This is a genomic window from Pseudomonas sp. GW821-FHT01C01 (genome assembly GCF_059422645.1).
In genome coordinates this window covers 1-24,758 of the sequence record NZ_JBWKXF010000011.1, presented here as the reverse complement: position 1 = coordinate 24,758, position 24,758 = coordinate 1, and the positions used below count along the sequence as shown (strand labels likewise).

Genomic DNA, 24,758 nt, shown 5'->3' with positions numbered 1-24,758 from the left:
CCATGCACGATATCGAATTGAGCGAAGAGCAAGTCATGATCCGCGACATGGCCCGGGATTTTGCCCGCGGCGAAATCGCGCCCCATGCCCAGGCCTGGGAAAAGGCCGGCTGGATCGACGACAGCCTGGTGGCGAAGATGGGCGAACTGGGCTTGCTGGGCATGGTGGTGCCTGAGGAATGGGGCGGCACCTACGTCGACTACGTGGCCTACGCCCTGGCGGTAGAAGAGATTTCCGCCGGCGACGGTGCGACCGGCGCCTTCATGAGCATCCACAACTCCGTGGGCTGCGGGCCGGTGCTCAACTACGGCAGCGAAGAACAGAAACAGACCTGGCTGGCTGACCTGGCCAGCGGCCAGGCCATCGGCTGCTTCTGCCTGACCGAACCCCAGGCCGGTTCCGAGGCCCACAACCTGCGCACCCGCGCCGAACTGCGCGACGGCCAGTGGGTGATCAATGGCGCCAAGCAATTCGTCAGCAACGGCAAGCGCGCCAAGCTGGCGATTGTATTTGCGGTGACCGATCCGGACCTGGGCAAGCGTGGCATCTCGGCGTTCCTGGTTCCGACCGACACTGCAGGTTTTATCGTTGATCGCACCGAGCACAAGATGGGTATCCGCGCCTCCGACACCTGCGCGGTCACCCTGAACAACTGCACCATCCCTGAAACCAATCTGCTCGGCGAGCGCGGCAAAGGCCTGGCCATCGCCCTGTCCAACCTCGAAGGCGGCCGCATCGGCATCGCCGCCCAGGCGCTGGGCATCGCCCGCGCTGCGTTTGAAGCGGCGCTGGCCTACTCCCGTGATCGTGTGCAGTTTGGCAAAACGATCAATGAACACCAGAGCATCGCCAACCTGCTGGCCGACATGCACATGCAACTGAACGCAGCGCGGTTGCTGATCCTGCACGCCGCGCGCCTGCGCACGGCCGGCAAGCCTTGTCTGTCGGAGGCATCACAAGCCAAGCTGTTTGCTTCGGAAATGGCGGAAAAGGTCTGTTCGTCCGCGATTCAGATTCATGGCGGCTATGGCTATCTGGAAGATTATCCGGTGGAGAAGTATTACCGGGATGCGCGGATCACGCAGATCTACGAAGGCTCGAGCGAGATTCAGCGAATGGTGATTGCCCGGGAATTGAAAAATTACTTGGTGTGATCGTTAAAAAGCTTCGCTGGCAAGCCAGCTCCTACAGGAAAATGCAAATTCTTGTAGGAGCTGGCTTGCCAGCGAAAGCGTCAATGAAAGCGCCGTCTTACTTCCCGACGAATTCAGCCTCACGCTTGGCAATGAACGCCGCCATCCCTTCCTTCTGATCCTGCGTCGCAAACGCCGCATGGAACACCCGACGCTCAAAGCGCACGCCTTCAGCCAGGCTCACTTCGAAGGCACGGTTGACGCTTTCCTTGACCATCATTGCAATCGGCAACGATTTTTTGGCGATCAACGCCGCGACTTTCAGCGCTTCATCCAGCAGCTCGTCGCTCGGCACGATACGCGCCACGATGCCGCAACGCTCCGCTTCCATGGCATCGATCAAACGCCCGCTCAAGCACATTTCCATGGCCTTGGCCTTGCCCACCGCACGGGTCAGGCGCTGGGTGCCGCCCATGCCCGGCAACACGCCGAGGTTGATTTCCGGCTGGCCGAATTTGGCGTTGTCGCCGGCCAGAATGAAGTCGCACATCAGCGCCAGCTCACAGCCGCCACCCAAAGCAAAACCGTTGACCGCCGCGATGATCGGCTTGCGACGGTTGGCCACGCGGTCGCTGTCGCTGAACAGGTCGTCGATATAAATCTGCGGATAGGTCAGCTCCGCCATTTCCTTGATGTCGGCACCGGCGGCGAAAGCTTTTTTCGACCCGGTCAGGACGATGCAGCCGATGTTCGAATCGGCTTCCAGGCCATCGAGGGCATGGTTCAATTCGCTGACGATCTGCGCGTTCAGTGCGTTCAGCGCTTGCGGACGGTTGAGGGTGATCAGGCCCACGCGGCCGTGGATTTCCAACAAAATCGTTTCGTAGCTCAGCTGTTTGTCGCTCACAGGGGACTCCTTCTTATAGATTGCGCGAAATGACCATGCGCTGAATATCGCTGGTGCCTTCGTAGATCTGGCAGACCCGCACGTCGCGGTAGATCCGCTCCAGCGGGAAGTCGTTGAGGTAACCGTAGCCGCCAAGGGTTTGCAGCGCCGAGGAGCATACCTTCTCGGCCATTTCCGAGGCGAACAACTTGGCCATCGACGCTTCGACCAGGGCCGGTTTGCCGCTGTCACGCAGCGCCGCCGCGTAGTGCACCATTTGTCGCGCCACGGCGATCTGGGTGGCCATGTCCGCCAGGCGGAAGGCCACGGCCTGATGCTCGATGATCGGCTTGCCGAAGCTCTCGCGCTCACGGGCATAGTCGCGAGCCGCTTCAAACGCGGCACGGGCCATGCCCACCGATTGCGAAGCGATGCCAACGCGGCCGCCTTCAAGGTTGGCCAGGGCAATTCTGTAGCCTTCGCCCTCCTCGCCCAAACGATTGACCACCGGGACTTTCACGTCTTCGAAGAGGATCTGGCAGGTGTCGGACGCATGCTGGCCGAGCTTGTCCTCGACTCGCGCAACGGTGTAGCCCGGCGAATCAGTCGGCACGATAAAGGCGCTGATGCCACGCTTGCCGGCGTTCGGATCGGTCACCGCAAACACAATCACCACACCGGCATTCTGCCCGGAGGTGATGAACTGCTTGCAGCCGTTGAGTACGTAGTGATCGCCTTCCAGACGGGCACGGGTTTTCAGGCCGCTGGCGTCGGAACCGGCCTGGGGTTCGGTCAGTGCGAAGGCGCCGAGCATCGCGCCGCTGGCCAGTGGCTTGAGGAAGCGTTCTTTCTGATCGTCGTTGCCGTATTTGAGGATCGGCACACAACCCACGGAGTTGTGCACGCTCATGATGGTCGAGCAGGCGCCATCGCCGGCGGCAATTTCTTCCAGCGCCATGGCGTAGGCCAGGTAACCGGTGTCGCATCCGCCCCACTGCTCCGGCACCAGCATGCCGAAGAAACCCAGTCCGGCCATTTCGCCGATGGCTTCTTTAGGAAAGCGGTGCTCGCGATCCCATTCGGCGGCGAACGGTTTCAGCCGTTCCTGGGCAAAGTCCCGGGCTACATCGCGAATCTGTTGTTGTTCGTCATTGGGGATCATGGTGAATCCTTGAATCAAGCTAAGTGCGAGTCCCTGTGGGAGCGGGCTTGCTCGCGAAAGCGGTGTGTCATTCAACAAAGATGTCGACTGACACGGCCTCTTCGCGAGCAAGCCCGCTCCCGCATGGGATTGGCGTCAGTTTCAGTACAGGCATTCCACGGCCATGGCCGTCGCTTCACCGCCGCCGATGCAAATCGCCGCAACACCACGCTTCAAGCCTTTCTGGCGCAGGGCCGAGAGCAAGGTGACGAGAATCCGCGCGCCGGACGCCCCAATGGGGTGACCGAGGGCGCAAGCACCGCCGTGCACGTTGAGTTTCTCGTGGGGAATTTCCAGATGAGTCATCGCGGCCATGCCGACCACGGCGAAGGCTTCGTTGACTTCCACCAGATCGACGTCATTGAGCGACCAGCCGGTTTTCTTCATCAATTTCCTGATTGCGCCAATCGGCGCCACCGGGAACAGGCCCGGGGTGTCGGCGAACGCCGCGTGACCATGAATCACCGCCAACGGTTTCAGGCCTTGTTTCTGCGCTTGCGACTGGCGCATCAGCACCAGTGCCGCCGCACCGTCGGAGATCGAACTGGAGTTGGCCGCCGTCACGGTGCCACCCTCGCGGAACGCCGGCTTCAGCGAAGTGATCTTGTCCAGTTTGGCTTTTGGCGGCTGTTCGTCATTGCTGATCACAACCTGCTCTTTGCCGACCGTCACGGTCAGCGGGACGATTTCGTCCTTGAAGCTGCCGTCCTTGATCGCCTGTTGCGCGCGAGTGGTCGAGGCGATGGCGAAGGCGTCCTGGGCTTCACGGCTGAAGCCGTTGGTTTCGGCGCAGTCTTCGGCGAAGGTGCCCATCAGGCGACCCTTGTCGTAGGCGTCTTCGAGGCCGTCAAGGAACATCGAGTCCTGCACCTTGCCATGGCCCATGCGGTAGCCGGCACGGGCGCGGTCCAGCAGGTACGGTGCGTTGGACATGCTTTCCATGCCACCGGCGACCACAACGTCGGCACTGCCAGCCAACAACATGTCGTGGGCCAGAATCGTCGCTTCCATGCCGGAACCGCACATCTTGTTCAGGGTGGTGCAGCGGGTCGATTTATCCAGCCCGGCACCCAGCGCCGCTTGACGCGCCGGGGCCTGGCCAAGGCCAGCCGGCAGTACACAACCAAACAACACTTCATCGACGCTATCACTGGCGACGCCGGCGCGTTCAACCGCGGCCTTGATGGCAGCAGCACCGAGTTGCGGCGCGGTCAGGCTTTTCAGATCGCCCTGGAAACCGCCCATCGGGGTACGGACGGCGCTGACGATAACGATTGGATCGTTGGACATAGTCATGACAAATCCTCCTTACTTGGCGGCCATGCGCAAGGCACCGTCGAGACGGATCACCTCGCCATTGAGCATGCTGTTTTCAATAATATGCCTGACCAGCCCGGCGTACTCGCTTGGTTTGCCCAGACGCGGCGGAAATGGCACACCCGCCGCCAGGGAATCGCGGACTTCCTGGGTCATGCCCGCCATCATCGGTGTCTCAAAGATGCCGGGGGCGATCGTCATGACACGGATGCCAAAGCGTGCCAGTTCGCGGGCAGCGGGCAAGGTCAGGCTGACAATCGCGCCTTTGGACGCCGAGTAAGCCGCCTGTCCAATCTGGCCGTCGTAAGCCGCAGCAGACGCGGTGTTGATGATCACACCGCGCTCGCCGTCGGCATCCGCTTCGGTTTCCGCAATCGCCGCTGCCGCAAGGCGCAGCATGTTGAAGCTGCCAATCAGGTTGACGTTGATCACCTGGCTGAAACTGGCCAGCGCGTGTGGACCGTTCTTGCCGAGAATCTTCTCGCCACGCACGATACCGGCGCAGTTGACCAGACCGTTGAGGCCGCCGAAGGCCTTGACCGTCGCCTGAACGGCCGCTTCGGCCGCCGCTTCGTTGCTGATATCCGCCACCACGCTTTGCGCGCCAAGGCGCTGGGCCTGGGCCGCAACGGCCTCGGCGTTCATGTCCACCAGCATGACTTTCGCGCCAGCGGCGACCAGCACCTCGGCGGTGGCGGCACCGAGGCCGGAAGCGCCGCCAGTGACGATAAAAATCTTGTTCTCGATCTGCATCATTGTTTCCCTGGATTCAAGCTGGAATATTCTTCGCCGCAGCCTCTTGAGCCTTGGCGATTTCCTGGTTGCGCAAGATAAAGCGCTGCAATTTGCCGCTTGGGGTTTTCGGCAATTCGCTGACAAATTCGATTTCACGGGGGTACGAGTGCGCCGCCAGTCGTTTGCGCACATGCTGACGCAGCTCTTCGGCCAACGCAGGTTCCGCGCGGTATTGCGGGCTGAGCACGACGAAGGCCTTGACCAGTTCGGTGCGCTCGGGATCGGGCTTGCCGACCACGGCGGCCTCGACCACGGCCGGGTGTTCGATCAACGCACTTTCCACGTCGAACGGACCGACCCGATAGCCTGAAGTGGTGATCACGTCATCACTGCGACCGACGAAGCTGATGCTGCCGTCCGGGTTCCACTCGACGGTGTCGCCACTCAGGTAGTAGTTGCCGACGAAAGCCTTGGTCGGCCCGCCTTCGTACCCGGCGAACCAGCACATCGGCGATTGGCTGCGGTCAATGGCCAGGATGCCGGGCTGGCCGACATCGAGCTCCTTATAGTCGTCATCCAGCACCACGATGCGGTGGCCCGGCGAGGCAAAACCGGCGGCGCCCATGTGGATCGGGTGTTCCAGGCCGTGGTGGTTGCACAGCACCATGCCCAGTTCGGTCTGCCCGTAATGGTCGTGAATGACCACGCCGAGGTTGTCGGCAAACCAGCGGATCACTTCCGGGTTCAGCGGCTCGCCGGCGCTGCTGACAATACGCAACTTGCCCTTGATGGATTTGGCGAATTCATCACCACCGGCAATCAACAAACGGTAGGCCGTCGGCGAACCGGTGAGGTTGGTAATCCCGTACTTGTTGATCACCCGGCAGGTGCTTTCGAGGGTGAACGGGCCGTCGTAAAAGGTGATCGGATGGCCCATGGACATCGGCCCCGTGACACCGAAATAGATGCCGTAGGCCCAACCCGGATCGGCGACGTTCCAGAACGCGTCTTCCGGGCGCAGATCCACCGCGTCGCGGGTGTAGCTCTGGAACGCAACGATGGCCTTGAGCGGCACCGACAGGGCTTTCGACGGGCCGGTGGTGCCCGAGGTGAACATCAACAGGAACGGATCTTCGCCGGTCAGCAGCACTGGCTCGCAGTCGGCGGAAAAATTGGCCAGTTCGGCCCAGAAACTGAAATCGCCACGAACGAGGCCCTGCCCTTTGGGACCAGTGACGGTAACGGTGGTCGGGCAATCGGCGACTTCAGCGAGTTTCGGCCGGTTCACCGCATCGGTGACCACTACTTTGGCACCCGAGCAGCTCAGGCGGTGCTCGATGGCTTTGGGGCCGAATGCGGTGAATAGCGGTTGATACACCGCGCCGATGCGCCAGGTGGCGAACACGGTGATCAACAATTCGATGTTGCGTGGCAACAGGCCGGCGACCTTGTCGCCCTTCTTCACGCCTTGGGCCAGCAGGAAATTGGCGAAACGCGCGGCCTTGTCCTGCAAATCCGTGAAGGTGTAGGTCGCACTGGCGCCGTCACGGCCTTCCCAGAACAGCGCGATGCGACCCGGCAAGGCATGCCGGTCACAACATTCGACACAGGCATTGAGGGCCGTCAAATCGCCTGCGAGTGCGGCATCGACGGTGTGCTGATAATTGAACTGAGAAGTAGCAGACAAGTAATCGCGCATTGCCAGAATCCCTCTGTGTTTTTGTTAGGTTGGGGGAACCGTAAACAACAGGGAAATACTCGCTCTGCTTGGGGTGGCGGGCAATGGTCAAAGTTATCAAGTTGTCTGACTGCTTTGGCCAAAGCCCTCAGGCATCAGGAAGTGAAGCGCACCCCCGGTTTAGCGCGCTCGTCCACGGTCAGCTCGAACACATCCGGGCGAGCGTAGTGACCGACCACGTCATAGTCGTAGCGGGCGCGCACCAGGTCGTCAGTGTCGATTGACGCAGTAAGCAAGCCAGCGCTGTCGCGCAACGGTCCGGCGAGAATGTCACCCATGGGACCAACAATCACGCTGCCGCCAGCAATCAACGGCCGATCCGCCGGCCAGTTGGCAATGTCCAGGCCAAAGGCCTGCGGCGATGCCTGGACCTGACACGCGCTGACCACGAAGCAGCGCCCCTCATGGGCAATGTGGCGCATGCTGACTTGCCACATTTCCCGCTCGTCCACGGTCGGCGCGCACCACACCTCCACGCCTTTGGCGTACATTGCGGTGCGCAGCAGCGGCATCATGTTTTCCCAACACACCACTGCGCCGATGCGCCCGACCTGGCTGTCGATCACGGGCAGCGTCGAACCATCGCCCTTGCCCCAGATCAGCCGCTCGGTGCCAGTGGGCATCAGCTTGCGGTGTTTGGCCACCAGCCCGAATTGCGGATCAAAGTACAACGCGGTGCAGTACAAGGTGCTGCCTGCCCGCTCGATCACGCCGATCACCAGATTGGCCCCGGTGCGCGCAGATAGCGCCGCCAACGCCTCGGTTTCCGCGCCGGGGACGTCGATGGCATTGGCAAAATAGCGCGCAAAGGCTTCGCGCCCTTCCGGCAGCCGATAACCAAGCTGCGTGCCAAAGCCCTCGCCTTTGGGATAACCACCCAGCAGCGCTTCCGGCATCACCACCAACGCGGCGCCGGATTCGATGATCGCGTTTTCATAAGACAGGATCTGTTCCAGGGTTTCAGCCTTGCCACCGGGCAAGGCGCCGATCTGCAGTGCAGCAACGATTGATTTGGGCATTGCACAGACTCCATTCGCATCAGGTGTTGCTCATTCTCCGGCGCCACGCAATCATCAATAAAGACCGATTCACTGCTGAATGATATGAGCCAAATGAATATCACCGACATCGACCTCAACCTGCTCAAAGTCTTTGAAGCGCTGCACGAAGAGTCCAGCGCCAGCCGTGCCGCATTGCGTCTGGGTGTGACCCAATCGGCGGTCAGCGCAGCCTTGCGCCGGCTGCGCGAGGTGTATGGCGATCAGTTGTTCGTGCGCACCGGACGAGGCCTGGCCCCCTCACTCAAGGCCAATCAGCTCAAGCCGGTGGTCAGCGATGCCTTGAACAAATGCCGGCAGAGCCTGGCGATGGTCGATCCGGCCGCGCGGCAGTACGAAGGACGCTCGGTGACGGTGGGAATGTCGGATGATTTCGAAATAGCCTACGGCCGGCGGCTGATCGAAGAAATCGCCCGCTGCGCGCCGAAACTGCGGCTGATTTTCCGCCAGACCCACAGCCAGATCGTGGCTCAGGCGCTGATGGAACGCAGCATCGACCTGGCGATTACCGCGGGCGGGTTTGCCGAGCGGCTGCTCAGTCGCCTGGTACTGGGAGAAGGTGACTATTTATGCCTGGTGGACCCTTCGACCCTGGTCGAGGGCCAGCAGAGCATCAGTCTTGAGGAGTTTGTGGTCCGCGAACACATACTGGTGTCGTCCGGCGGTTTTATCGGGATTACCGACGAGGGGCTGGCGGCGCTGGGGTTGAGTCGGCGGGTGTGCGCTTCGACCACGCATTTTGCCGCGTTGCCCCATTTGCTCAAGGGCAGTCCGGCCGTGGCGACCATTCCGGCCCATGCCGCCCGAAGCATCGCGGCGCTCAGTGGGCTGGCACTGCTGCCCTGCCCCTTGGCGTTGCCGCGCTACCCGATCGAGTTGGGCTGGCGCACCAGCAACCCGCTCGACCCGGTGGTGTTGAAAGTGCGCGAGGCGATTGTCGCGTGTTTCGCGCAGGGGCTGCCGCCAGCTGCTCCTACTTGGCTGCCATCAGGCGATTGACTTCACTGCGCACCATGTTGGCGAATTCCGGGGGCGACATGCCGTCCAGCTCGGCGCGCACCCATTCAGCCCACTTGCCTTTGCGTTTGGCCCGTTCGCCGAACAACCGCGCGGCCTCGCCCTTGGCTTTGCCCAGGTTGTTTTGCCAGAGTTCGAACAGACGGGATTTCTCGTCTTCAAGCGCAGCGCGCTCGGCAAGGGATTTGTCGGCCAGATTGAAGCTCATGGGAATTTCCTGCTGCGTAAAATTGGCGACATCTTACACTGTAGGACGAAATGTCCTGCGCCGGTTTTTCAGCAAGATGGCCTTCCCGGACAAAATAGCTGCAACTTTTCTGACGACGGCAGACTCCATCATTCACTGTCCACTTACCTGCAAGGAGTACTTCAATGGCCCGCAACACCGCCGAAGATCAAATCAAGGATCAAGCGTTCAGCGAACTGAAATCGCTGATCGAAGAGTCGGAAAAGCTGCTGAAAAGCAGTGCCTCGCTGGTCGGGGAAGAAGCGGAGACCCTTCGCGGACAAATCGCCCTGAAACTCCAGCAGGCCAGGGATTCGGTGACCAGCGTACGCGACCGCACCCTGCCCGCAGTCGAGGCCACTGAAACCTACATTGGCGGGCATCCATGGCAAACCGTGGCGATTTCCGCCGGGTTCGGTCTGGTGGTGGGGTTGCTGCTGGGGCGTCGCTAAACACTGGTAAACACTGAACCCTACTGTAGGAGCTGGCTTGCCAGCGAAGGCGTCCTATCAGCCGGTATCCACGTTGCTGGCACACCGCTTTCGCCGGCAAGCCAGCTCCTACAGGTTCTATACAGTGTCAGTCCCCCGCCAACTCCCGCAGGTTCGCCAGCGTCTGGGCATCCAGCTCAATGCCGTTGGCCTGCGACCTGGCGCGCTGATGGTGACGCCGGTCACCCGGCAAACGCTTCAAGCCGACACCGTGCATTTGCCGCACCAGCTCCTGGCTGCGTTCGGCAAAACTTTGCCCTGCCGCTTTGCTCGGATCGATCACGATGAGCAATTGACCCGTCCACGGCGTCTTGGCGCCAGGATGGTTCTTCCAGTCGAATTCGAAGGAAAAATTGCCGCCGGTCAGTGCTGCTGCGAGCAACTCGACCATCATCGACAATGCCGAGCCTTTGTGCCCGCCAAAAGGCAGCAACGCTCCGCCCTCAAGAATCGCTTTCGGGTCCGTTGTCGGCTGGCCGAGGCTGTCCACGCCCATCCCTGCCGGCAAGCGTTCACCCTGGCGGGCGGCAATTTGCACATCGCCATGGGCAATGGCACTGGTCGCCAGGTCGAAGACAATCGGCTCACCATCAGCCCGCGGGGCAGCAAAGGCAATCGGGTTGGTACCGAACAGCGGCCGGTCGGCGCCGTGGGGCACTACGCAGGTCATGCTGTTGACCACGCTCAACGCCACAAGGCCTTCATAAGCGAAGGGTTCGACGTCGGGCCACAAGGCAGCGAAATGGTGCGAGTTACGGATCGCCAGCACGGCAATGCCGGCGCTTCGGGCTTTCTGCACCAGTAGTTCACGTGCCGCTGCCAGGGCCGGTTGCGCAAAACCGTTACCGGCATCGACCCGCACAAACCCTGAGGCCACATCTTCGACCACCGGAACGGCCTGGCCATTGACCCAGCCGCTTTGCAGCGTCGAAACATAACCCGGAATCCGGAATACCCCGTGACTGTGCGCGCCGTCTCGCTCGGCACCGGCGCAGTTTTGCGCCAGCACCCGGGCAACGTCGGCCGATGTGCCGTGACGCAGAAAAATTTTTTCTAGCAAAGCGCTCAGCGCTTCGAGTGACAGGTGTGACGAGACCGCAGTAGACGCGTGATCGTGTGGCGCAGACATCTGAAGCTCCAGACTAATTATTGGAGGGAACAACAGCGTACAAAGACCCGCCGATTAACAACTCGCGGCGAGTGACCTGTCAACCTTTCGCTAAGGGCCAGTGACGTTTATCCGTATCACGAATGCGCACGTCCCGTGCGTTATCTATTTACCACCTGCGTCGTCCGGCCGGCTTTTAGTCTCGATGCTCAATCCACAGGTGTCTTTGCCAGGCACCTTGAACGAGACTCGACGATGTCTACACCTGTAACTCCGCTGTTTTTTCCTGAGGCGCTGACGTTGCGCGGCCTATGGAGAGAACTGGGCAAAACCCACGGACTGACGCAAAAGGACTTCGAATGGCTCAGCCATATCGAACTGGCCAGCCAGGCACTGCGCGATCGGCAGACGCCGCCCATGCTCGCGAAAAAAATCCTGCTGAAGATCCCGAAACTGCAACCTGTGGTGCTGGCCGGCAGTTTTTTGCTGACCGCGACGCCCGATGACAACGGCCTGATTCTCTACACTCCCTACACGGGAATAAAAAAGTTCGCTGACCGTTCGGCCCTGACCCGACACCTTTTGACCCGACTCAAGGCGGCCAGCGAAGAAGACGATCTGCTGGCCTTCATGGCGTTGTCTTTGCGCAAGGCCGTGGTGGACGCCGCCGACATCGAGCTGGACTTTCTGACCATCGACGGTGACGTGTTCGAGGATCAGCGCAACACCCTCTCCACCCAACAGCAGATCGACGACCAGGCCCTGCTCGACGAACTCAAAGCACTACCGTCCCTGAAGTCGCTGCTCGATGCATGGCTCGGTGAACATCTGGCTTCGTCTTTCCCCGGTCTGGATCAGCGCCAGACCCGGGTGAATTTCTATCTGGCAAATCTGGCAACAACGCAAGAGGACGATGATGAAAGCCGTCCGACGCGGCGCTGGGTCAACTCGTTGTCCCTGAGTGACGCCGTACTCCTTCACTATCGCCATCAGCGTTGGCCGTCCGGACAGTCCCATGAATTTTCCCATCCGAAAAAGTCCCCGGCCAACGCCGACCAGCCACGCTGGGAAGCCGCGGTCACGACGCTCTCGCGCACACTGATCAGTTTATTGGTCGGGAAGCTCGAAGGTTTCTGGGAGGCGGCGAGTGCCAATGGTGCATCACGTCGCGAGCTCTTCAGCCGCGCCATCGCCGATCAGGTGCGGCTGCAACTGCTACTCAAGCGCGAAGCCGGAATCATCAGCCCGGAGCAAAGCCAGGACTTGCACGCGTTGATCTCGCCGACCAGCCGGACGAACCGATCAATGACGGTCGAAACCGTGCGTCTGTGGGAATACCAGGCCAACTATGTCGAGTTGGCCGGCTCCCTGATGATCAGCGCCAGCCATGCGTTTCTCTACACACCCACCGAAGGCCTGCAGGTACTCATGGACTATCAGGACTTGCGCGATACCTTGCTCGCCAAGTTCAGCGCGGCCGGTCACGAGGATGAGCTTTATGGCCTGCTGAGCCTGGACGAACGCCAACGCTTCATCGGTTTTGATCGACCGACTGTGACCGGGGAAGTGATTTCCGGTGCGATATTCCACAAGCTCTTCAACGCGATCGTCACCAAGCAACTGCAGAACATTGAATATGCCCTGCAGGTGTTCCGTCACAGCGACGGCGCCGTGGACATCCACGCCCTGTTCGACAAGGCGATGGATATCCGCACGATGATCGGCGAACGCTTGCTGACACAGGATACCGACGGACGCTGGAGCACCCGGCCAGTATTGTCCGGCAATCAGCATCCTTCCATGGTGCTGGCCGATACGGCGGCAGCTTTCGTCAAGACCTTCAGCGATATCGAAACACTGATCAACGCAGACTTTGCAGCACAACCGCTCGCCTCTCTTGCCTTGCAGCGGATCTATCTGGAAAACATGAAACCCCGCCTGGCCCATGCGCTTTCCGTCGGCATACGTGGCGAAGCCAGTGTTCGCGGGCTCGGCGCGACATTGCGGGACGCGGACCGGGCCATTGTCGAAACGGTTTTCAACCCGGATCAGGGCAGCCGGCAAAATCGTCAGTCACTCAAGGGTTTCCGGCCCGACGCCTACTCATTAACCCTGGAGTGCTCCGGCCAGAGGGATGTCCTGCCCCTGGCCCATTGCCTGCTCTTGACCGAGCGTGGCGGGCTCGACCCCTCGCATTCCGGCCGGACGATCCTGTGGACACCCGCCGAGGGCCTGGAAGTGTTTGACACCATCACTCGTGCACGGCTGGAACTGAACCGCCGTCTGCTCGACCCACGACATCGCCTGGCGCTGCTGGAAAACCTCACCCCGGCCCAGCGCATCTTTCACCCACGCTACTCACTGGGTCCGCTGCGGCTGATTGAAGGGTCTGTATTGGAGCAAGTCGCGCAATCGTCCATCGAGCATTTCCTGGCTCACTGCGAACACGTGCGCACCTTCGAACTGAACGACACGAAGCAGAAAAAGGCCCTGAAAGCCCTGACCACAATGCCGTTCAATACCAACCTGCAAAGGGCCATCTCGATTTCCCGGGCGATCAGCCGGCAGCAGACCCTGCCCGCCTGGCTTGGCATGGCACCGCTGGAAGACCAGCGACTACACCTTGAACTGCTGGAGCAATACCGCAACAACGTTGATGAGGACAAAGACTACTTGCACGGGATCAAACCCCTTAAATCGTATGTGCATGAAACGCTGACGTCGTTGCTCGGCAGCCGCTTCCCCGCAAAAGCACTGGACCCCGACGACATCGAAATCACCCCCGACCTGACCCTGGCTGGCCCCGCCCTGAGCCTCACTGAGTTCGCCCTGAACCATGACAACATTGCGCAAGGCACCGGGTTCAACGTCAGCTCGGCAACCCCTCAAGCCCTGCCCTCGGGGTTGGACCAGGCGGCGGTCCGTCAACTGTTACTGTCACTGGGCATTGCGCGGAACTACGCCAAACAGGTCACGGACAGCTTGTCGAATCAAGCGGCTGGCGGCGAAAGCCGAATGTTGCGTTTCGTCAAGCAACTGCCCTGGCAACTGCTGCAACACGCCCACCAACTGAAGCTGCAGCAACGGCTGTCCGACGGAGCTTTCGATTTGCTTCGACAAGTGCTGGACATGCCGGACGCCATCGCTCGGGCGGCCGTGCAGGATGCACACGCGATTGCCCGGCCACTGGAACTGATCAAGACCTCCGGTGCCGCTGCCGTCAAGGCACTGGGGCTGTACCTGATTGGCCCCGGCAGTGGCAAGACAGGCCCGCAAATCCTCTACGCCCCTTACCACCCCGGCGGCTCACCGTTTGTCGAGTTCGACAATGAGGCCAGCGTTGTCGCGGCGCTCAACACGCCGGGGCCATTGCAGGACATGTTGATTCATCGCCTGCCGGACAGTGAGCAAACGGTGTTTCGCAACCTGTTCGAGTCCACCGTCGGCCAGTCGAGCGAAATCACCCTCGCGTCCAACCCCATCGACGGCAACCTGCTCACCCGCTTTTTCCATGACAACACCCAACTGCTGGCGCGGTTACTCGGCAGCCAGTCACACGCTACCGGTCAGGCGGACTGGGAGCCGGTCAAACACCTGTTCAGCTCGGACATTGAGCGCATTTCGGCCCTGCTGCCGGGCAAACTCGCGTATGGGCAATTTCTTTGGCAGGCCTTCAAGGACGCCCGAAATTCGGCCGAAGGCCTGCAGGATCATCACTGGGGGGCGGCATTGCGCGAGTTTATTGCCGGTGCCGCGCAACTCGTGTCATTGGGCCGGTTATCGCTTGATGGATGGGCCGACACCGCCCAGGCAACCGGCGAGGCGGTTGCTCAACCGGTTGCCGCCCCTGTGATTGCGCAACCCTGGTCGCAGGTCCGGTCGACCGCCGCGCTGCGTACGCGGCTGCAACCATTCGAAACCACGATTGAACTGAAGGGCCTGACGAAAAGCCGCACTGATGGCACCTACCTCGAAGCGACCAGCCGGAAAACTTTCGCCGCCATTGCCGGCAAAGTGTACGGCGTGAACAAGACCGGGGCGGTTTGGCGAATGGTCAAGGGTGAGGAAGAAGGCCCCGTGTTACGCGCAGCATCTGACAAGCAACTGCTGATCGACCCGGATACCCACACCGTCCACTTCGGCAAAGCCCTCTCGAAAATGCACAATCAGTTTGCCTACGCCCAAATTGCCCGGGATGTGCTGAACATTGAGGCCCGGGGGATGGAAGAAATCCGCGCAAAACATCCTGAAAAAGCCCGGATGATCGTGCAGGCCATCGACATGGCTCGCTATTACGCGTTCAACAGCCTCCACAACATGGTGCAGCTACGCAAACTTCTCCCGGGTACACGACTGGATACGTTCCTCAAGGGTTTCTTTGGCGTGAGCCAGGTCAACCTGGCGCTGATCGAAAAAATCAAGAAAGCCATCGTTCCCATCTGCAACGCGCTGGTCGATCCCGATGAAGACTGGATGAGCTCGCAACGCTTTATCGTGGGCTCTAGCCGGAACCCGAATGACAATCTCATCGCGTTTGTCCTGGACAAGGATCAACAGCGCAATGTGCACTTCACGGAAAGATTCTTCGATCAGCAACTCGACTGGTACAAATCCTGTTTAACCCGGCCCTTCAACGTCGACGGCCACAGTCAGGCCGCCACGCTGATACACGAATTCGCCCATTTGTTTTCCGAGGCCGTGGACATCGCCTCCCTTGAGGCCAGGCGCCCGTTCAGCGATCTGGTCGCGCCGATCACCGCCTATGGCGCTGCCATGAAACAGTCCCAGCTGGACTTCCAGCGAGAAGCCTTGTCGATGGAAACGCCGCAGGAGGAACTGTTCGCACGCTGGAACAGTGGGCTGCAATCGTGGATCAGCCTGGATTCGATTCCGGGTTCTTATCACGTCGGCAAGGCCATCCTGAAACTAACGGGCAGCAAGACCATGGATAAGGCACGGGAAGCTTTTTTAAACGTGCAAAATCCGAACTTCAGAACCGATGTCATTTTGCACAATGCCGACTCGATCGCGTTTCTGATCTGCGAAATGGGCCGGCAACTGGACCCGGTGCCCGTCACTTCGCCCCCTGAAACCTGATCCCGACGTAACACCGCGCAGGTCCCCGGATCTGCGCGGCACAGCGGTGCGTATTTTGATCTTTTTTTCACGCGCCCTGTGGATACTGCTACCCGGCAACCAGTGTTCCAGAGGCGAGGCGTTGAAAAAGAACTGCACATTGATAGTTAAATGCCATGACTGATGTTCTCGCAGACTTCCCCCAAGGTTAGAATGCACGAAATCAGGATGAGCCAATGACCGACCACACGCTCTCGGAAGCCGAATACGACGCCGTCACCGATGCCGCTGCGCATTGGTGCATGCGTCTGCACGCCAGTGACTGCACCGAGCAAGAGCGCCAGGCGTTCGAGCAATGGCGTGATGCGCATCCGCTCCACGCCTTCGAGTACGAGGCGATGCTGGAGATCTGGGATGTCGCCGGCGACTTGCCCCGTCCCGAGCCAGTCGTGCCGCTGGTTCGCCCCCAACCCGAAAACCCGTGGCGGCGCCTGGGTATTGCAGCGGCGGTGTGTGCCCTGGCATTGCCTTTGGCCGGTTATGGCGGCTGGCACCTGGGCTGGGTACCGAACGCTTACCAGCATTTCGAAGCGACCGACAATGTTCGAACCGTCACGTTGAACGACGGCAGCCAGGTGGAACTGAACCTGGGCAGCGAGTTGACATACAGCAACTTCAAGGATCAGCGGCAAGTCACGCTGAAAAAAGGCGAAGCCTTCTTCAGTGTCAGCCATGACACCCGTCACCCGTTTGTGGTCAAGGCCGCCGAAGGCCGGATTCGGGTGACCGGGACCCAATTCAATGTGTGGATGTACGAAGACCAGGTCAAAGTCAACCTGATCGAGGGTTCGGTACTGGTCAGCAGCAACGACGACCTGCCCGGCGACGGTTTGCGCCTTGACCCGGCAATGCAGGCCAGTTATCGCCACGGCGACTTCATCCCCCGCATCAGCCAGACCTATGACAATGACAGTTCGCTGGCCTGGCGCCAGGGCAAACTGGTGCTCGACGATCTGGCACTGAACGATGCGCTGCCGCTGATCAATCGCTACCTGGATAAACCGTTGATGGTCGCTGACAACAGCACCGGCTCGATCCACATCGGCGGTATCTACAACATCAAAGAGATCAACGGCCTGGTGAAGTCCCTGCCGCGGGTCCTGCCGGTCTACCTGACCCGCAATCAGAACGGCAATCTGGTGGTCAACGCGATTCCGCAAAAATCCCCGAAAGGCTGAAAAGGCCGCCACCCTTTCGGGAGGCGACCTTCAGCGCTCATGCAAAACTCAACTACCTTACTGCGCAGTCACCTCGGCAGCCTTTGCATCCTGCTGGCGGATCGTCTGCACCTGATAGTTCGGGTCGGACAGGATCTGTTGCTCGGTGAAGGGCAGCACGCTCCATTGTTTTTTCGAAAAGGCCTGCGTCTGATCCCGTGAAAATTTCGAGGCCGGGTCACTGGACAATGAGAACGCCAGAAGCCCTTTGGCCTGCGGTCCGTTTTCGTCAAAGGTCACCACTTGCAGGTAACTCGTGCCGCTGACCACTTCGCGCTTGCCATCGCTGCGCGGCACGCTCTGGATGGCGTTATAGATCCCCAGCGTGCCCGGCCCGCCGTGGATCGGCGTCTGTTGTCCGCCGCTGCTGACCACCTGGATATCACCCCAACGGCTGCCGGGTTTCAGTCCCGAAGCGTTGACTTGCTCAACCGATGCCAGCATCGCGGCCCGCAGTGCTTTTGCCACCTCCGGGTGATCGACTGCGAGTCCACGCGGGGTATGTTGCGGATCCTGCGGATCGAAGGCGACACGCCACAGGTCCGGCACGGACTCCAACGCCTCCATGACATTCTGGAAGTGCACAAAGCCCAGGCCGCTGTCGAGGTTGGCCTTGCGGTCCCACGCCTTGAGGCTGGCGCACACTGGCGTGAGGTTTTTTGCATCGACACCGAGATCCGCCGCGCAGAATTGCAGCAGGTCCGTCATCACTTGAGGCGCCAGATACACCTGGTCGTCCATCACCATCTGTTGCAGATCCGTCGCCCCGATGGTGCCGGCCCTGGTCAGCGTACCCAGCCGGTCCAGGGCATAACGCGAACGCAGCCCCAATGGCTGGTTGTCCTGACTGATCAGCGGCGAAAAACCGGTCAGCGGTTGCGCCGGGTTGGCCATCCATGCCGAATCGTTGGAGTGCTGGACAAAATCCTTGCGCAGCAATTGCGGCAACTTGTCGGACGCATAGATGCCCTGTTGTGGCGACTGCAGGTCGATATCCCAGGCACAGGCGCTGTTGGAGCCGTCGAGAATGATCATCTGCAAACCCATTCGCGGGTCGCTGCATTGCGCCAGCTTGTCGACGCTGACGTTGGGCACCACCGAGAGGTTCATGTACAGCGTCTGCCCCTGGTCGTCCGCCGCCAGCGTGTTGACCCACGGAATGCCCTGGATCGTGTGCACCGAAGCCTGGAAGTCCTTGAGGTTTTCAGCGCGGTTCATCGCGTACCACTGTTGCAGGACGCGGTCGTTATCCAGATTGGCGTCACGCAGGCTAAAGGCGTACTGATGATCCCAATCCAGTTTTCCCGGCCATTGCACCACCGGACCGAATTTCGAGCTGTAGACCACATGGGAAATCGCCTGGATCTGCCCGTCCGCCTGCCTGACGTTGACGGTCACAGTCTGCTTGTCCATCGGCAAGGACTGGCCGTCGAGCAGATAGCGGGTCGAATCCTTGGGATCGAGTTGCAGGCGATACAGCGTGAAATGTCTGGACGAGTCCACGGTGTGGGTCCAGGCCAGATGTTGATTGAAGCCGATGTTGATCATCGGCAGGCCGGGCAACGCCGCGCCCATCACATCCAGTTTGCCGGGAATGCTCAGGTGCATCTGATAAAACCGCATGCCGCCCACCCACGGAAAGTGCGGATTGGCCAGCAACATGCCGCGTCCGTTAAAAGAACGCTCGCTACCGACCGCGATGGCGTTGCTGCCCCGCTCCAGGGCAAACCGCTGCATTCGCGTGGTGGCCACCTGGAACGCTGCCTGCGCACCTGACGCCCGGGCCACGGCTTGGGGTGGCGTGGCACCGGCCAGGGCTTCGGCAAACTGGCCGACGCCACCTTCGACCAACAGCCGCCGGGTCAGCTTGACCAGATCCATTGCTGTGATGTCCCGCACCCAATCGCCCTGGCACTGCTGCGGCAAACCCTGGGCGCGACGTTCGCTCAAGAAGCGGTTATATCCCGCCACATAGCCTTCAACCAACTCACGCACTTGCGGGGTCTGGGCCTGCCAGAAACCGGCAACCGACTGCGGGGTGTTCAACCAGCTGAAAAACACATCGCTGACCAGATTCTCACGCGCTTCAACGGTGAACTGATCCGCTGCGAAATACCGCGAACGTTCGCCGTTCACCGTCGTGATTTCGTTGGCCAGCAGGCACAGGTTGTCCTGTGCGTAGGCATAACCGATGCCGTAGCCAAGCCCGCGTTCGTTGTCGGCACGGATGTGTGGCACGCCGAAACTGGTTCGGCGGATGTCGGCGCTCGTTTGCGCGGGCGAACCACTCGCGCTCGCCGCAAGGCTCAGCCCCAGGCTCAGCCCCAGAGTCACACCCGCCAGGCTCAACCTGGTTAACTGGCTGGAAATAATCACGCTCGCTCCTGATCGAAAAAACGATGGCCACAGGCGCGCATACCTGCGCGCGCTGTGCCTCCCTGAAGGGACGAAGCTCACCACAAAAATTTAGGGTTTTACTGCACGACTGTGCAAGGACTCACGGGTTGATCACACGACGGCGACAAATTTTCTACATTTGAGCCTTCATGATTTGTGCTGCTCATACGTCTAGTCACGTAAGAGCACCCACTTTTCCTGATCAGGCTCTGAAAAGGAGTTTCGCAATGTACAACTCGCAACTGCCAACGGACGGTAGCAATGCGCCAAAGGGTACTTCCATGGGAATCGACGTATTCGAGCCACGTACCGATCGCCACGGCAACGAGCGGATCAGAATTCTGCTCAAAAGCTTTGGCCTGCGAACCAGCCTGATCCGCCTGAAAGTCATCGATGCCCTGCTGACGGCCGCCGAAAGCGACCGCAGCCTGGGTGTGCGTGGCGTCCACAGCCAATTGCTGGACCTGGATGTTCCCCTGTCCTTTCTCAGCGTGCGTGAAGTGCTAAAGCGCTTGTGCAGCGAAGGCGTGATTGTCCTCAACCCCGACAAAAGCTACAGCCTGCATCCTCAGGCTGCCGCCATCCTGCGCAACCAATGATCGAATGATCAGGGCTTGACCTTGCGCCGCATCACGCCATTGACGACCACCACAATCACCGCCACGCCGATAGCGATGTACTGGAACATTTTTTCGCTGATGACGCCGGTGTTCTGCAACCAGGAAAGGCCAAACATGATCCCCAGCACCACCAGGGAGATCAGAATCGAGTATTTCAAACGTTGCGACTGTGTCATTGCGGGTTCCTGAATCTGAAAATGTATCCGGTTTGTATCGGTACGCATGCCAAGCGCTTACCCTGTTTTTGGGATAAGCCGCTACAAGCGGGGTCTCATGTTACAGCCGATGAAGAGTTTTAGCTTCATTGCGGCGATAACCATGAGGACTTTCAAATGTTGCGTCGAATCACACTGCTGATTCCCCTGCTTGCCATCCTGACCCTGAGCGGTTGCATTGTTTTCCCCCACGGGGGCTGGCATCACGATCACTATGGCAACCATGGCGGACCGGGTTACTACCAACATCGTTGATAGCTGCTCAACGTCCTGAATCCTTTCTGTAAAAGTCATTGCCAGGCTGGGCACACAACTCCACCAGCCAATCGACAAACACACGCACCCGCCGGGATAACTGGCGGTGCGGCGGATAAAGCGCCGTCATCGGCATACCCGGTGGCGGCACCTCCCTCAGCACTTCACACAGACGCCCCTCCTCCAGTTGCCGGGCGACGTGATAGTACGGCGACTGCACCAGACCATATCCCGCCTCGCACGCCGCCAGATAGCCATCGGCACTGTTGACCGCCACCTGCTTGGGCAGGTCGACCGGGCGCACCTGACCATCCACGACAAACTCCAACCCATAACGCTTTGCGCTGCTGCTGGAGAAATACTCGACCACCTGATGCCCGCGCAGGTCATCCAGGGTCGTTGGCGTTCCATGCCGCTGCAGATAGTCGGGACTGGCACAGGTCACCTGATCCATCATCACCAGCGGCCGCGCCACCAGCGAATCGTCCAGCGGCTCGCCACCGCGCAACACACAATCGACACCTTCGCGAATCAGGTCGACCGGCCGGTCATTCAAGCCGATTTCCAGCTCGATCAACGGATAGCGGGCCGAAAACTGCGGCAGTGCCGGAATCACGACCAATCGCCCCACTCCCGCCGGCATGTCCACGCGCAACAAGCCCTTGGGATTGTTGCGGGCTGCGCTGAACACCGCCTCGGTTTCTTCCAGATCCGCCAGCAATTGCACGCAACGCGGGTAATAAGCCGCACCGTCGAGCGTCAGGCTGATCTGCCGCGTGGTGCGTTGCAGCAGTTGCACCCCCAGATGCGCCTCCAGTTGCTTGATCAGAATGGTCACCGAAGCCCGGGGCAATTGCAGGCTGTCGGCAGCCCTGGCAAAGCCACCGAGCTCGACGATCCGGGTAAAGACGCGCATGGCGTTGAAACGGTCCATTGCTGGCTCCACCGACTGATTGTTTAGATTTAACGAATAGTGATAGCTGTTTTAGCCGGTTTATCTTGTTTCTGTCGAGGAGAACAATGGCGACTCACTTCACAGGGAGCTGATTTCATGCACACACGTCAATTGGGAAAAAACGGTCCGCAGGTGTCGGCCATCGGCTTGGGCTGCATGGGCATGACCGATTTCTACACCACCGGCACGGATACCCGCGAAGCCACGGCCACCTTGCATCGCGCCCTGGAGTTGGGCGTCAACCTGCTCGATACCGCCGATATGTACGGCCCGCACAGCAATGAAGAACTGATCGGCAAGGCCATTGCCGGCAAGCGCGACCAGGTGTTTCTGGCCAGCAAATTCGGCATCGTCCGCGACCCGGCCAACCCCGGCGCCCGGGGCGTCAACGGTCGGCCGGAATACATTCGCCAGTCCATCGACGGCAGCTTGAAACGCCTCGGCGTGGACACCCTGGACCTGTATTACCAGCACCGTATCGACCCGCAAGTGGCCATCGAAGAAACCGTCGGCGCCATGGCCGAACTGGTCAGTGCCGGCAAGGTCCGTTACCTGGGATTGAGCGAAGCCTCGGTAGCGACGCTGGAACGCGCGCACAAGGTTCATCCGATCAGCGCGTTGCAAAGTGAGTATTCGTTGTGGAGTCGTGATCAGGAAGAAAACGGTTGCCTGGCTGCCTGCCAGCGCCTGGGCGTCGCCTTTGTGCCTTACAGCCCTTTGGGTCGAGGGTTTCTGACCGGAGCATTGAAAAGTCCGGATGATTTTGCGGCGGACGATTACCGTCGCTTCAGCCCGCGCTTCCAGGGCGAAAACTTCGCGAAAAACCTGCTGCTGGTACAGCAAGTACAGGCACTGGCGGCAGAAAAAGGCGTGACGGCCGGCCAACTGGCGCTGGCGTGGGTACTGGCCCAGGGTGACTACCTGATTCCGATTCCAGGCACCAAGCAACGTAAATACCTGGAAGAAAACGTGGCCGCTCTGCAGGTGAGACTGAACGCTGATGAACTGCAGGCGCTGGAGTCGGTCTTTGCGCCGAATGCCACCGCTGGCCTGCGTTATCCGGAGGAAGTCATGAAACTGCTCGACCGCTAAGGGTCGCCGGCCCGTTCGATGAACCGGGCGGGCCGGGCAACACCGCGTCAGGCCTTGGCCGACAGCCCCGTGCCTGGCCTCTCCATCGGGCCGTTGCTTTTACCGTAGGTTTCCAGGTTCTGCAGCACGTAGATCGCTTTTTTGAACTCGGGAATCAAGTAGTTGGCGTACTTGTTACCCTTCAAGTTGTTGCTCTGGATGTTGTCCAGTTGAATCGCGAAATATTCCAGCGCATTGAACTTCGCGTCAGGGTCCTTGATGCCAAACCGATCGAACTTGTCGCCGGCATTGCTCAGCGTTACTGCCGTTACATCACTGATCAGGCCACGTTCTTTCAGAAAGACACTGAGAGTGCCCAAGGACTTGACGGAAATATCAGTGGGATCAAACCCCTTCATCTGCTTGCGCATTTCCATCTTGTCCATCTTGGCAGTATCCAGCGCAACCGGATTGCTGCCCACCAGGTCAAGCATCTGCCTGACCTTGTCATTCTGGGCAACAGGCTTCGATCTGCTGTTGGTGTCTCGAACCAATAGTCCCGCCTTCGGGGTCCATGCGCCGGTATAACCGATAGTCATGAAAAAACTCCTTGTTTGACCAAGCTAAGTGGTCGCGAGTATCAACGGGAGCATGGGAGCCGCCTAACGTTTATTGAGTTCTTTTACAAATTTTGTACATTTCAGCCACACACCGCAAAGTGCCTTGCTTATTGGGCCATGACACTTTAACGAATGGTCTTACAGGCTTTTCTTACATGACAATCAGCTGGTTTGTATCGATACCGATACCGACTCCGGGCATTCAACCTGACGATTTTGTAATATCCCCCTCATCTGCCTGACAGCACTGATCTACCATCATCGAACAGCCGATCTTAGTAGTACTTCGAAACACTCCTTAAATGCCTGACCGGAAAAAATGGTCAGAATGCGTTTTTTTGCCCGTTAGCCGAGACGAATCCCATGCGAACCCCTCTGCGCCTGATCGCCCTGAGCGCCCTGTTCATTTCCTCCCTGGCCCAGGCCGCCGACCTCATCCCGATCGAGGTTCATCGCGACGCCAATTGTGGTTGCTGCAAAAAATGGATCACTCATCTGGAGACCAATGGCTTCAAGGTCGAAGACCACGTCGAAGCCAACATGAGTGAGTTCAAGCAGCAGCACGGCGTGCCACCGCGCCTGGCGTCGTGCCACACCGCGTTGATCAATGGCAAATTCGTCGAAGGTCATGTCCCGGCCGACCAGGTCCTGGCCTTGAGCAAGCGCGACGATCTGCTGGGCGTCGCTGCGCCCGGCATGCCCATGGGTTCGCCCGGCATGGAAATGGACGGCATGAGCGATGCATATCAGGTCATCGGCCTGAAAAAAGACGGCACTGACGTGGTGGTCGCGGACTATCCCGCCCATTGATGTCCGGCGCGTATTTCGGGCTGTTTTTCGCTGCATTCGGTGCCGCCACGCTGCTGCCATTGCAATCCGAAGCGGTGCTGGTGGGACTGCTGCTCAGCGACCGGTACTGGCTGTGGGCGCTGCTGGCGGTGGCGACACTCGGCAACGTTCTGGGTTCGCTGCTTAACTGGTGGCTGGGGCGCGGGATCGAGCGGTTCCGCGACCGGCGCTGGTTTCCGGTGAGCCCCCGACATCTGGAAAAAGCCCGGCTTCATTACCAACGCTTTGGCCATTGGTCTTTGCTGCTCAGTTGGCTACCGGTGATCGGCGATCCGCTGACGCTGGTCGCCGGTGTCATGCGTGAGCCGCTGGGTCGCTTCCTGCTGATCGTCACCCTGGCCAAAGGCGCCCGCTACGCGGTGCTGGCCGTGGCGACACTGGGCTGGATGAGTTAAACCATCGAGGGCAGTCAGTTAAGCAATTCCAGCCGCGACACCCTTTGTAGCAGCTGCCGAGCCCGCGAGGCTGCGTTCGGCTGCGAAGCAGTCGTAAAATCAGTCATTGCGCTACGTC

The 24,758-nt window shown here is 59.9% G+C and carries 22 protein-coding genes; 10 read left to right on the top strand and 12 right to left on the bottom strand.

Annotated elements, in window-relative coordinates:
- Positions 1-2: 2 nt before the first annotated feature.
- Positions 3-1,154, top strand: coding sequence for an acyl-CoA dehydrogenase family protein (locus AC07XF_RS10270; RefSeq protein WP_495026377.1), 1,152 nt, complete (start codon positions 3-5; stop codon positions 1,152-1,154).
- A 97-nt stretch (positions 1,155-1,251) separates the two neighbouring features.
- Here AC07XF_RS10270 and AC07XF_RS10265 read toward each other — a convergent pair whose 3' ends face one another.
- The 6 genes from AC07XF_RS10265 to AC07XF_RS10240 all read right to left on the bottom strand — a co-directional run bounded on the left by AC07XF_RS10265 (position 1,252) and on the right by AC07XF_RS10240 (position 8,029).
- A complete protein-coding gene (locus tag AC07XF_RS10265) occupies positions 1,252-2,025 on the bottom strand; it encodes an enoyl-CoA hydratase (RefSeq protein ID WP_495026452.1) in 774 nt (257 codons plus the stop codon).
- A 28-nt stretch (positions 2,026-2,053) separates the two neighbouring features.
- Complete coding sequence (locus tag AC07XF_RS10260; protein ID WP_495026376.1) at positions 2,054-3,181, bottom strand: acyl-CoA dehydrogenase; 1,128 nt, start codon at positions 3,179-3,181, stop codon at positions 2,054-2,056.
- A gap of 141 nt (positions 3,182-3,322) precedes the next feature.
- Positions 3,323-4,516 carry an acetyl-CoA C-acyltransferase gene (locus AC07XF_RS10255; RefSeq protein ID WP_495026375.1) on the bottom strand — a complete coding sequence of 398 codons (1,194 nt, stop codon included), beginning with the start codon at positions 4,514-4,516 and terminating at the stop codon, positions 3,323-3,325.
- A 12-nt stretch (positions 4,517-4,528) separates the two neighbouring features.
- Complete coding sequence (locus AC07XF_RS10250) at positions 4,529-5,290, bottom strand: SDR family NAD(P)-dependent oxidoreductase (RefSeq protein ID WP_495026374.1); 762 nt, start codon at positions 5,288-5,290, stop codon at positions 4,529-4,531.
- A gap of 16 nt (positions 5,291-5,306) precedes the next feature.
- On the bottom strand, positions 5,307-6,971 hold the full coding sequence (locus tag AC07XF_RS10245; protein ID WP_495026373.1) for an AMP-binding protein: 1,665 nt from the start codon (positions 6,969-6,971) through the stop codon (positions 5,307-5,309).
- A 134-nt stretch (positions 6,972-7,105) separates the two neighbouring features.
- On the bottom strand, positions 7,106-8,029 hold the full coding sequence (locus AC07XF_RS10240) for a carbon-nitrogen hydrolase family protein (RefSeq protein ID WP_495026372.1): 924 nt from the start codon (positions 8,027-8,029) through the stop codon (positions 7,106-7,108).
- Between the two features lie 84 nt (positions 8,030-8,113).
- Between AC07XF_RS10240 and AC07XF_RS10235 the strand changes: the two genes are divergently transcribed.
- Positions 8,114-9,067 carry a LysR family transcriptional regulator gene (locus AC07XF_RS10235; protein WP_495026371.1) on the top strand — a complete coding sequence of 318 codons (954 nt, stop codon included), beginning with the start codon at positions 8,114-8,116 and terminating at the stop codon, positions 9,065-9,067.
- Here the strand turns inward: AC07XF_RS10235 and AC07XF_RS10230 are convergent.
- Complete coding sequence (locus AC07XF_RS10230; protein WP_204928763.1) at positions 9,042-9,293, bottom strand: hypothetical protein; 252 nt, start codon at positions 9,291-9,293, stop codon at positions 9,042-9,044. The two genes, AC07XF_RS10235 and AC07XF_RS10230, sit on opposite strands and share 26 nt — an antisense overlap.
- 164 nt (positions 9,294-9,457) lie before the next feature.
- Between AC07XF_RS10230 and AC07XF_RS10225 the strand changes: the two genes are divergently transcribed.
- Positions 9,458-9,763, top strand: a complete 306-nt coding sequence (locus AC07XF_RS10225; RefSeq protein WP_495026370.1) for an ElaB/YgaM/YqjD family protein — start codon at positions 9,458-9,460, stop codon at positions 9,761-9,763.
- Positions 9,764-9,890: 127 nt separating this feature from the next.
- Here the strand turns inward: AC07XF_RS10225 and AC07XF_RS10220 are convergent, their stop codons facing one another.
- On the bottom strand, positions 9,891-10,931 hold the full coding sequence (locus AC07XF_RS10220; RefSeq protein WP_495026369.1) for an Ldh family oxidoreductase: 1,041 nt from the start codon (positions 10,929-10,931) through the stop codon (positions 9,891-9,893).
- 234 nt (positions 10,932-11,165) lie between these two features.
- Here AC07XF_RS10220 and AC07XF_RS10215 point away from each other — a divergent pair, with 234 nt between their 5' ends.
- Together AC07XF_RS10215 and AC07XF_RS10210 are read left to right on the top strand one after the other, a co-directional pair.
- Positions 11,166-16,007 carry a dermonecrotic toxin domain-containing protein gene (locus AC07XF_RS10215; RefSeq protein WP_495026368.1) on the top strand — a complete coding sequence of 1,614 codons (4,842 nt, stop codon included), beginning with the start codon at positions 11,166-11,168 and terminating at the stop codon, positions 16,005-16,007.
- A 215-nt stretch (positions 16,008-16,222) separates the two neighbouring features.
- A complete protein-coding gene (locus AC07XF_RS10210) occupies positions 16,223-17,224 on the top strand; it encodes a FecR family protein (protein WP_495026367.1) in 1,002 nt (333 codons plus the stop codon).
- Between the two features lie 57 nt (positions 17,225-17,281).
- Here the strand turns inward: AC07XF_RS10210 and pvdQ are convergent, their stop codons facing one another.
- The gene (gene pvdQ / locus AC07XF_RS10205; RefSeq protein ID WP_495026366.1) at positions 17,282-19,639 is read right to left on the bottom strand and encodes a bifunctional acylase PvdQ; all 2,358 of its coding nucleotides are present in this window, start codon (positions 19,637-19,639) and stop codon (positions 17,282-17,284) included.
- Between the two features lie 248 nt (positions 19,640-19,887).
- Between pvdQ and AC07XF_RS10200 the strand changes: the two genes are divergently transcribed.
- Positions 19,888-20,259, top strand: a complete 372-nt coding sequence (locus AC07XF_RS10200) for a fe2+ zn2+ uptake regulation protein (protein ID WP_495026365.1) — start codon at positions 19,888-19,890, stop codon at positions 20,257-20,259.
- 8 nt (positions 20,260-20,267) lie between these two features.
- Here the strand turns inward: AC07XF_RS10200 and AC07XF_RS10195 are convergent, their stop codons facing one another.
- On the bottom strand, positions 20,268-20,456 hold the full coding sequence (locus tag AC07XF_RS10195) for a hypothetical protein (protein ID WP_007983579.1): 189 nt from the start codon (positions 20,454-20,456) through the stop codon (positions 20,268-20,270).
- 156 nt (positions 20,457-20,612) lie between these two features.
- Between AC07XF_RS10195 and AC07XF_RS10190 the strand changes: the two genes are divergently transcribed.
- Positions 20,613-20,750, top strand: coding sequence for a hypothetical protein (locus AC07XF_RS10190; RefSeq protein ID WP_007983577.1), 138 nt, complete (start codon positions 20,613-20,615; stop codon positions 20,748-20,750).
- Positions 20,751-20,757: 7 nt separating this feature from the next.
- On the opposite strand, the gene AC07XF_RS10185 is transcribed toward AC07XF_RS10190, so the two are convergent.
- On the bottom strand, positions 20,758-21,684 hold the full coding sequence (locus AC07XF_RS10185) for a LysR family transcriptional regulator (protein ID WP_495026364.1): 927 nt from the start codon (positions 21,682-21,684) through the stop codon (positions 20,758-20,760).
- Positions 21,685-21,801: 117 nt separating this feature from the next.
- Between AC07XF_RS10185 and AC07XF_RS10180 the strand changes: the two genes are divergently transcribed.
- Positions 21,802-22,797 carry an aldo/keto reductase gene (locus tag AC07XF_RS10180; RefSeq protein WP_495026363.1) on the top strand — a complete coding sequence of 332 codons (996 nt, stop codon included), beginning with the start codon at positions 21,802-21,804 and terminating at the stop codon, positions 22,795-22,797.
- A 47-nt stretch (positions 22,798-22,844) separates the two neighbouring features.
- Here the strand turns inward: AC07XF_RS10180 and AC07XF_RS10175 are convergent, their stop codons facing one another.
- Positions 22,845-23,375, bottom strand: a complete 531-nt coding sequence (locus tag AC07XF_RS10175; protein ID WP_495026362.1) for a hypothetical protein — start codon at positions 23,373-23,375, stop codon at positions 22,845-22,847.
- A 384-nt stretch (positions 23,376-23,759) separates the two neighbouring features.
- Between AC07XF_RS10175 and AC07XF_RS10170 the strand changes: the two genes are divergently transcribed.
- Entirely contained in the window at positions 23,760-24,206 is a 447-nt protein-coding gene (locus AC07XF_RS10170) for a DUF411 domain-containing protein (protein ID WP_495026361.1), read from the top strand.
- The gene (locus AC07XF_RS10165; RefSeq protein ID WP_495026360.1) at positions 24,206-24,640 is read left to right on the top strand and encodes a YqaA family protein; all 435 of its coding nucleotides are present in this window, start codon (positions 24,206-24,208) and stop codon (positions 24,638-24,640) included. Before AC07XF_RS10170 ends, AC07XF_RS10165 begins: the two co-directional genes overlap by 1 nt.
- Positions 24,641-24,758: the final 118 nt, after the last annotated feature.

Excerpts from the sequence above, each read along its gene's own strand:
- AC07XF_RS10250 (WP_495026374.1), bottom strand. The coding sequence starts at position 5,290 with ATGCAGATCGAGAACAAGATTTTTATCGTCACTGGCGGCGCTTCCGGC.
- AC07XF_RS10180 (WP_495026363.1), top strand. The coding sequence starts at position 21,802 with ATGCACACACGTCAATTGGGAAAAAACGGTCCGCAGGTGTCGGCCATC.
- AC07XF_RS10235 (WP_495026371.1), top strand. The coding sequence starts at position 8,114 with ATGAGCCAAATGAATATCACCGACATCGACCTCAACCTGCTCAAAGTC.
- AC07XF_RS10175 (WP_495026362.1), bottom strand. The coding sequence starts at position 23,375 with ATGACTATCGGTTATACCGGCGCATGGACCCCGAAGGCGGGACTATTG.
- AC07XF_RS10185 (WP_495026364.1), bottom strand. The coding sequence starts at position 21,684 with ATGGACCGTTTCAACGCCATGCGCGTCTTTACCCGGATCGTCGAGCTC.
- AC07XF_RS10260 (WP_495026376.1), bottom strand. The coding sequence starts at position 3,181 with ATGATCCCCAATGACGAACAACAACAGATTCGCGATGTAGCCCGGGAC.
- AC07XF_RS10230 (WP_204928763.1), bottom strand. The coding sequence starts at position 9,293 with ATGAGCTTCAATCTGGCCGACAAATCCCTTGCCGAGCGCGCTGCGCTT.
- AC07XF_RS10240 (WP_495026372.1), bottom strand. The coding sequence starts at position 8,029 with ATGCCCAAATCAATCGTTGCTGCACTGCAGATCGGCGCCTTGCCCGGT.
- AC07XF_RS10195 (WP_007983579.1), bottom strand. The coding sequence starts at position 20,456 with ATGACACAGTCGCAACGTTTGAAATACTCGATTCTGATCTCCCTGGTG.
- AC07XF_RS10225 (WP_495026370.1), top strand. The coding sequence starts at position 9,458 with ATGGCCCGCAACACCGCCGAAGATCAAATCAAGGATCAAGCGTTCAGC.
- AC07XF_RS10255 (WP_495026375.1), bottom strand. The coding sequence starts at position 4,516 with ATGACTATGTCCAACGATCCAATCGTTATCGTCAGCGCCGTCCGTACC.
- AC07XF_RS10270 (WP_495026377.1), top strand. The coding sequence starts at position 3 with ATGCACGATATCGAATTGAGCGAAGAGCAAGTCATGATCCGCGACATG.
- AC07XF_RS10200 (WP_495026365.1), top strand. The coding sequence starts at position 19,888 with ATGTACAACTCGCAACTGCCAACGGACGGTAGCAATGCGCCAAAGGGT.
- AC07XF_RS10190 (WP_007983577.1), top strand. The coding sequence starts at position 20,613 with ATGTTGCGTCGAATCACACTGCTGATTCCCCTGCTTGCCATCCTGACC.
- AC07XF_RS10165 (WP_495026360.1), top strand. The coding sequence starts at position 24,206 with ATGTCCGGCGCGTATTTCGGGCTGTTTTTCGCTGCATTCGGTGCCGCC.
- AC07XF_RS10210 (WP_495026367.1), top strand. The coding sequence starts at position 16,223 with ATGACCGACCACACGCTCTCGGAAGCCGAATACGACGCCGTCACCGAT.
- AC07XF_RS10170 (WP_495026361.1), top strand. The coding sequence starts at position 23,760 with ATGCGAACCCCTCTGCGCCTGATCGCCCTGAGCGCCCTGTTCATTTCC.
- AC07XF_RS10220 (WP_495026369.1), bottom strand. The coding sequence starts at position 10,931 with ATGTCTGCGCCACACGATCACGCGTCTACTGCGGTCTCGTCACACCTG.
- AC07XF_RS10245 (WP_495026373.1), bottom strand. The coding sequence starts at position 6,971 with ATGCGCGATTACTTGTCTGCTACTTCTCAGTTCAATTATCAGCACACC.
- AC07XF_RS10215 (WP_495026368.1), top strand. The coding sequence starts at position 11,166 with ATGTCTACACCTGTAACTCCGCTGTTTTTTCCTGAGGCGCTGACGTTG.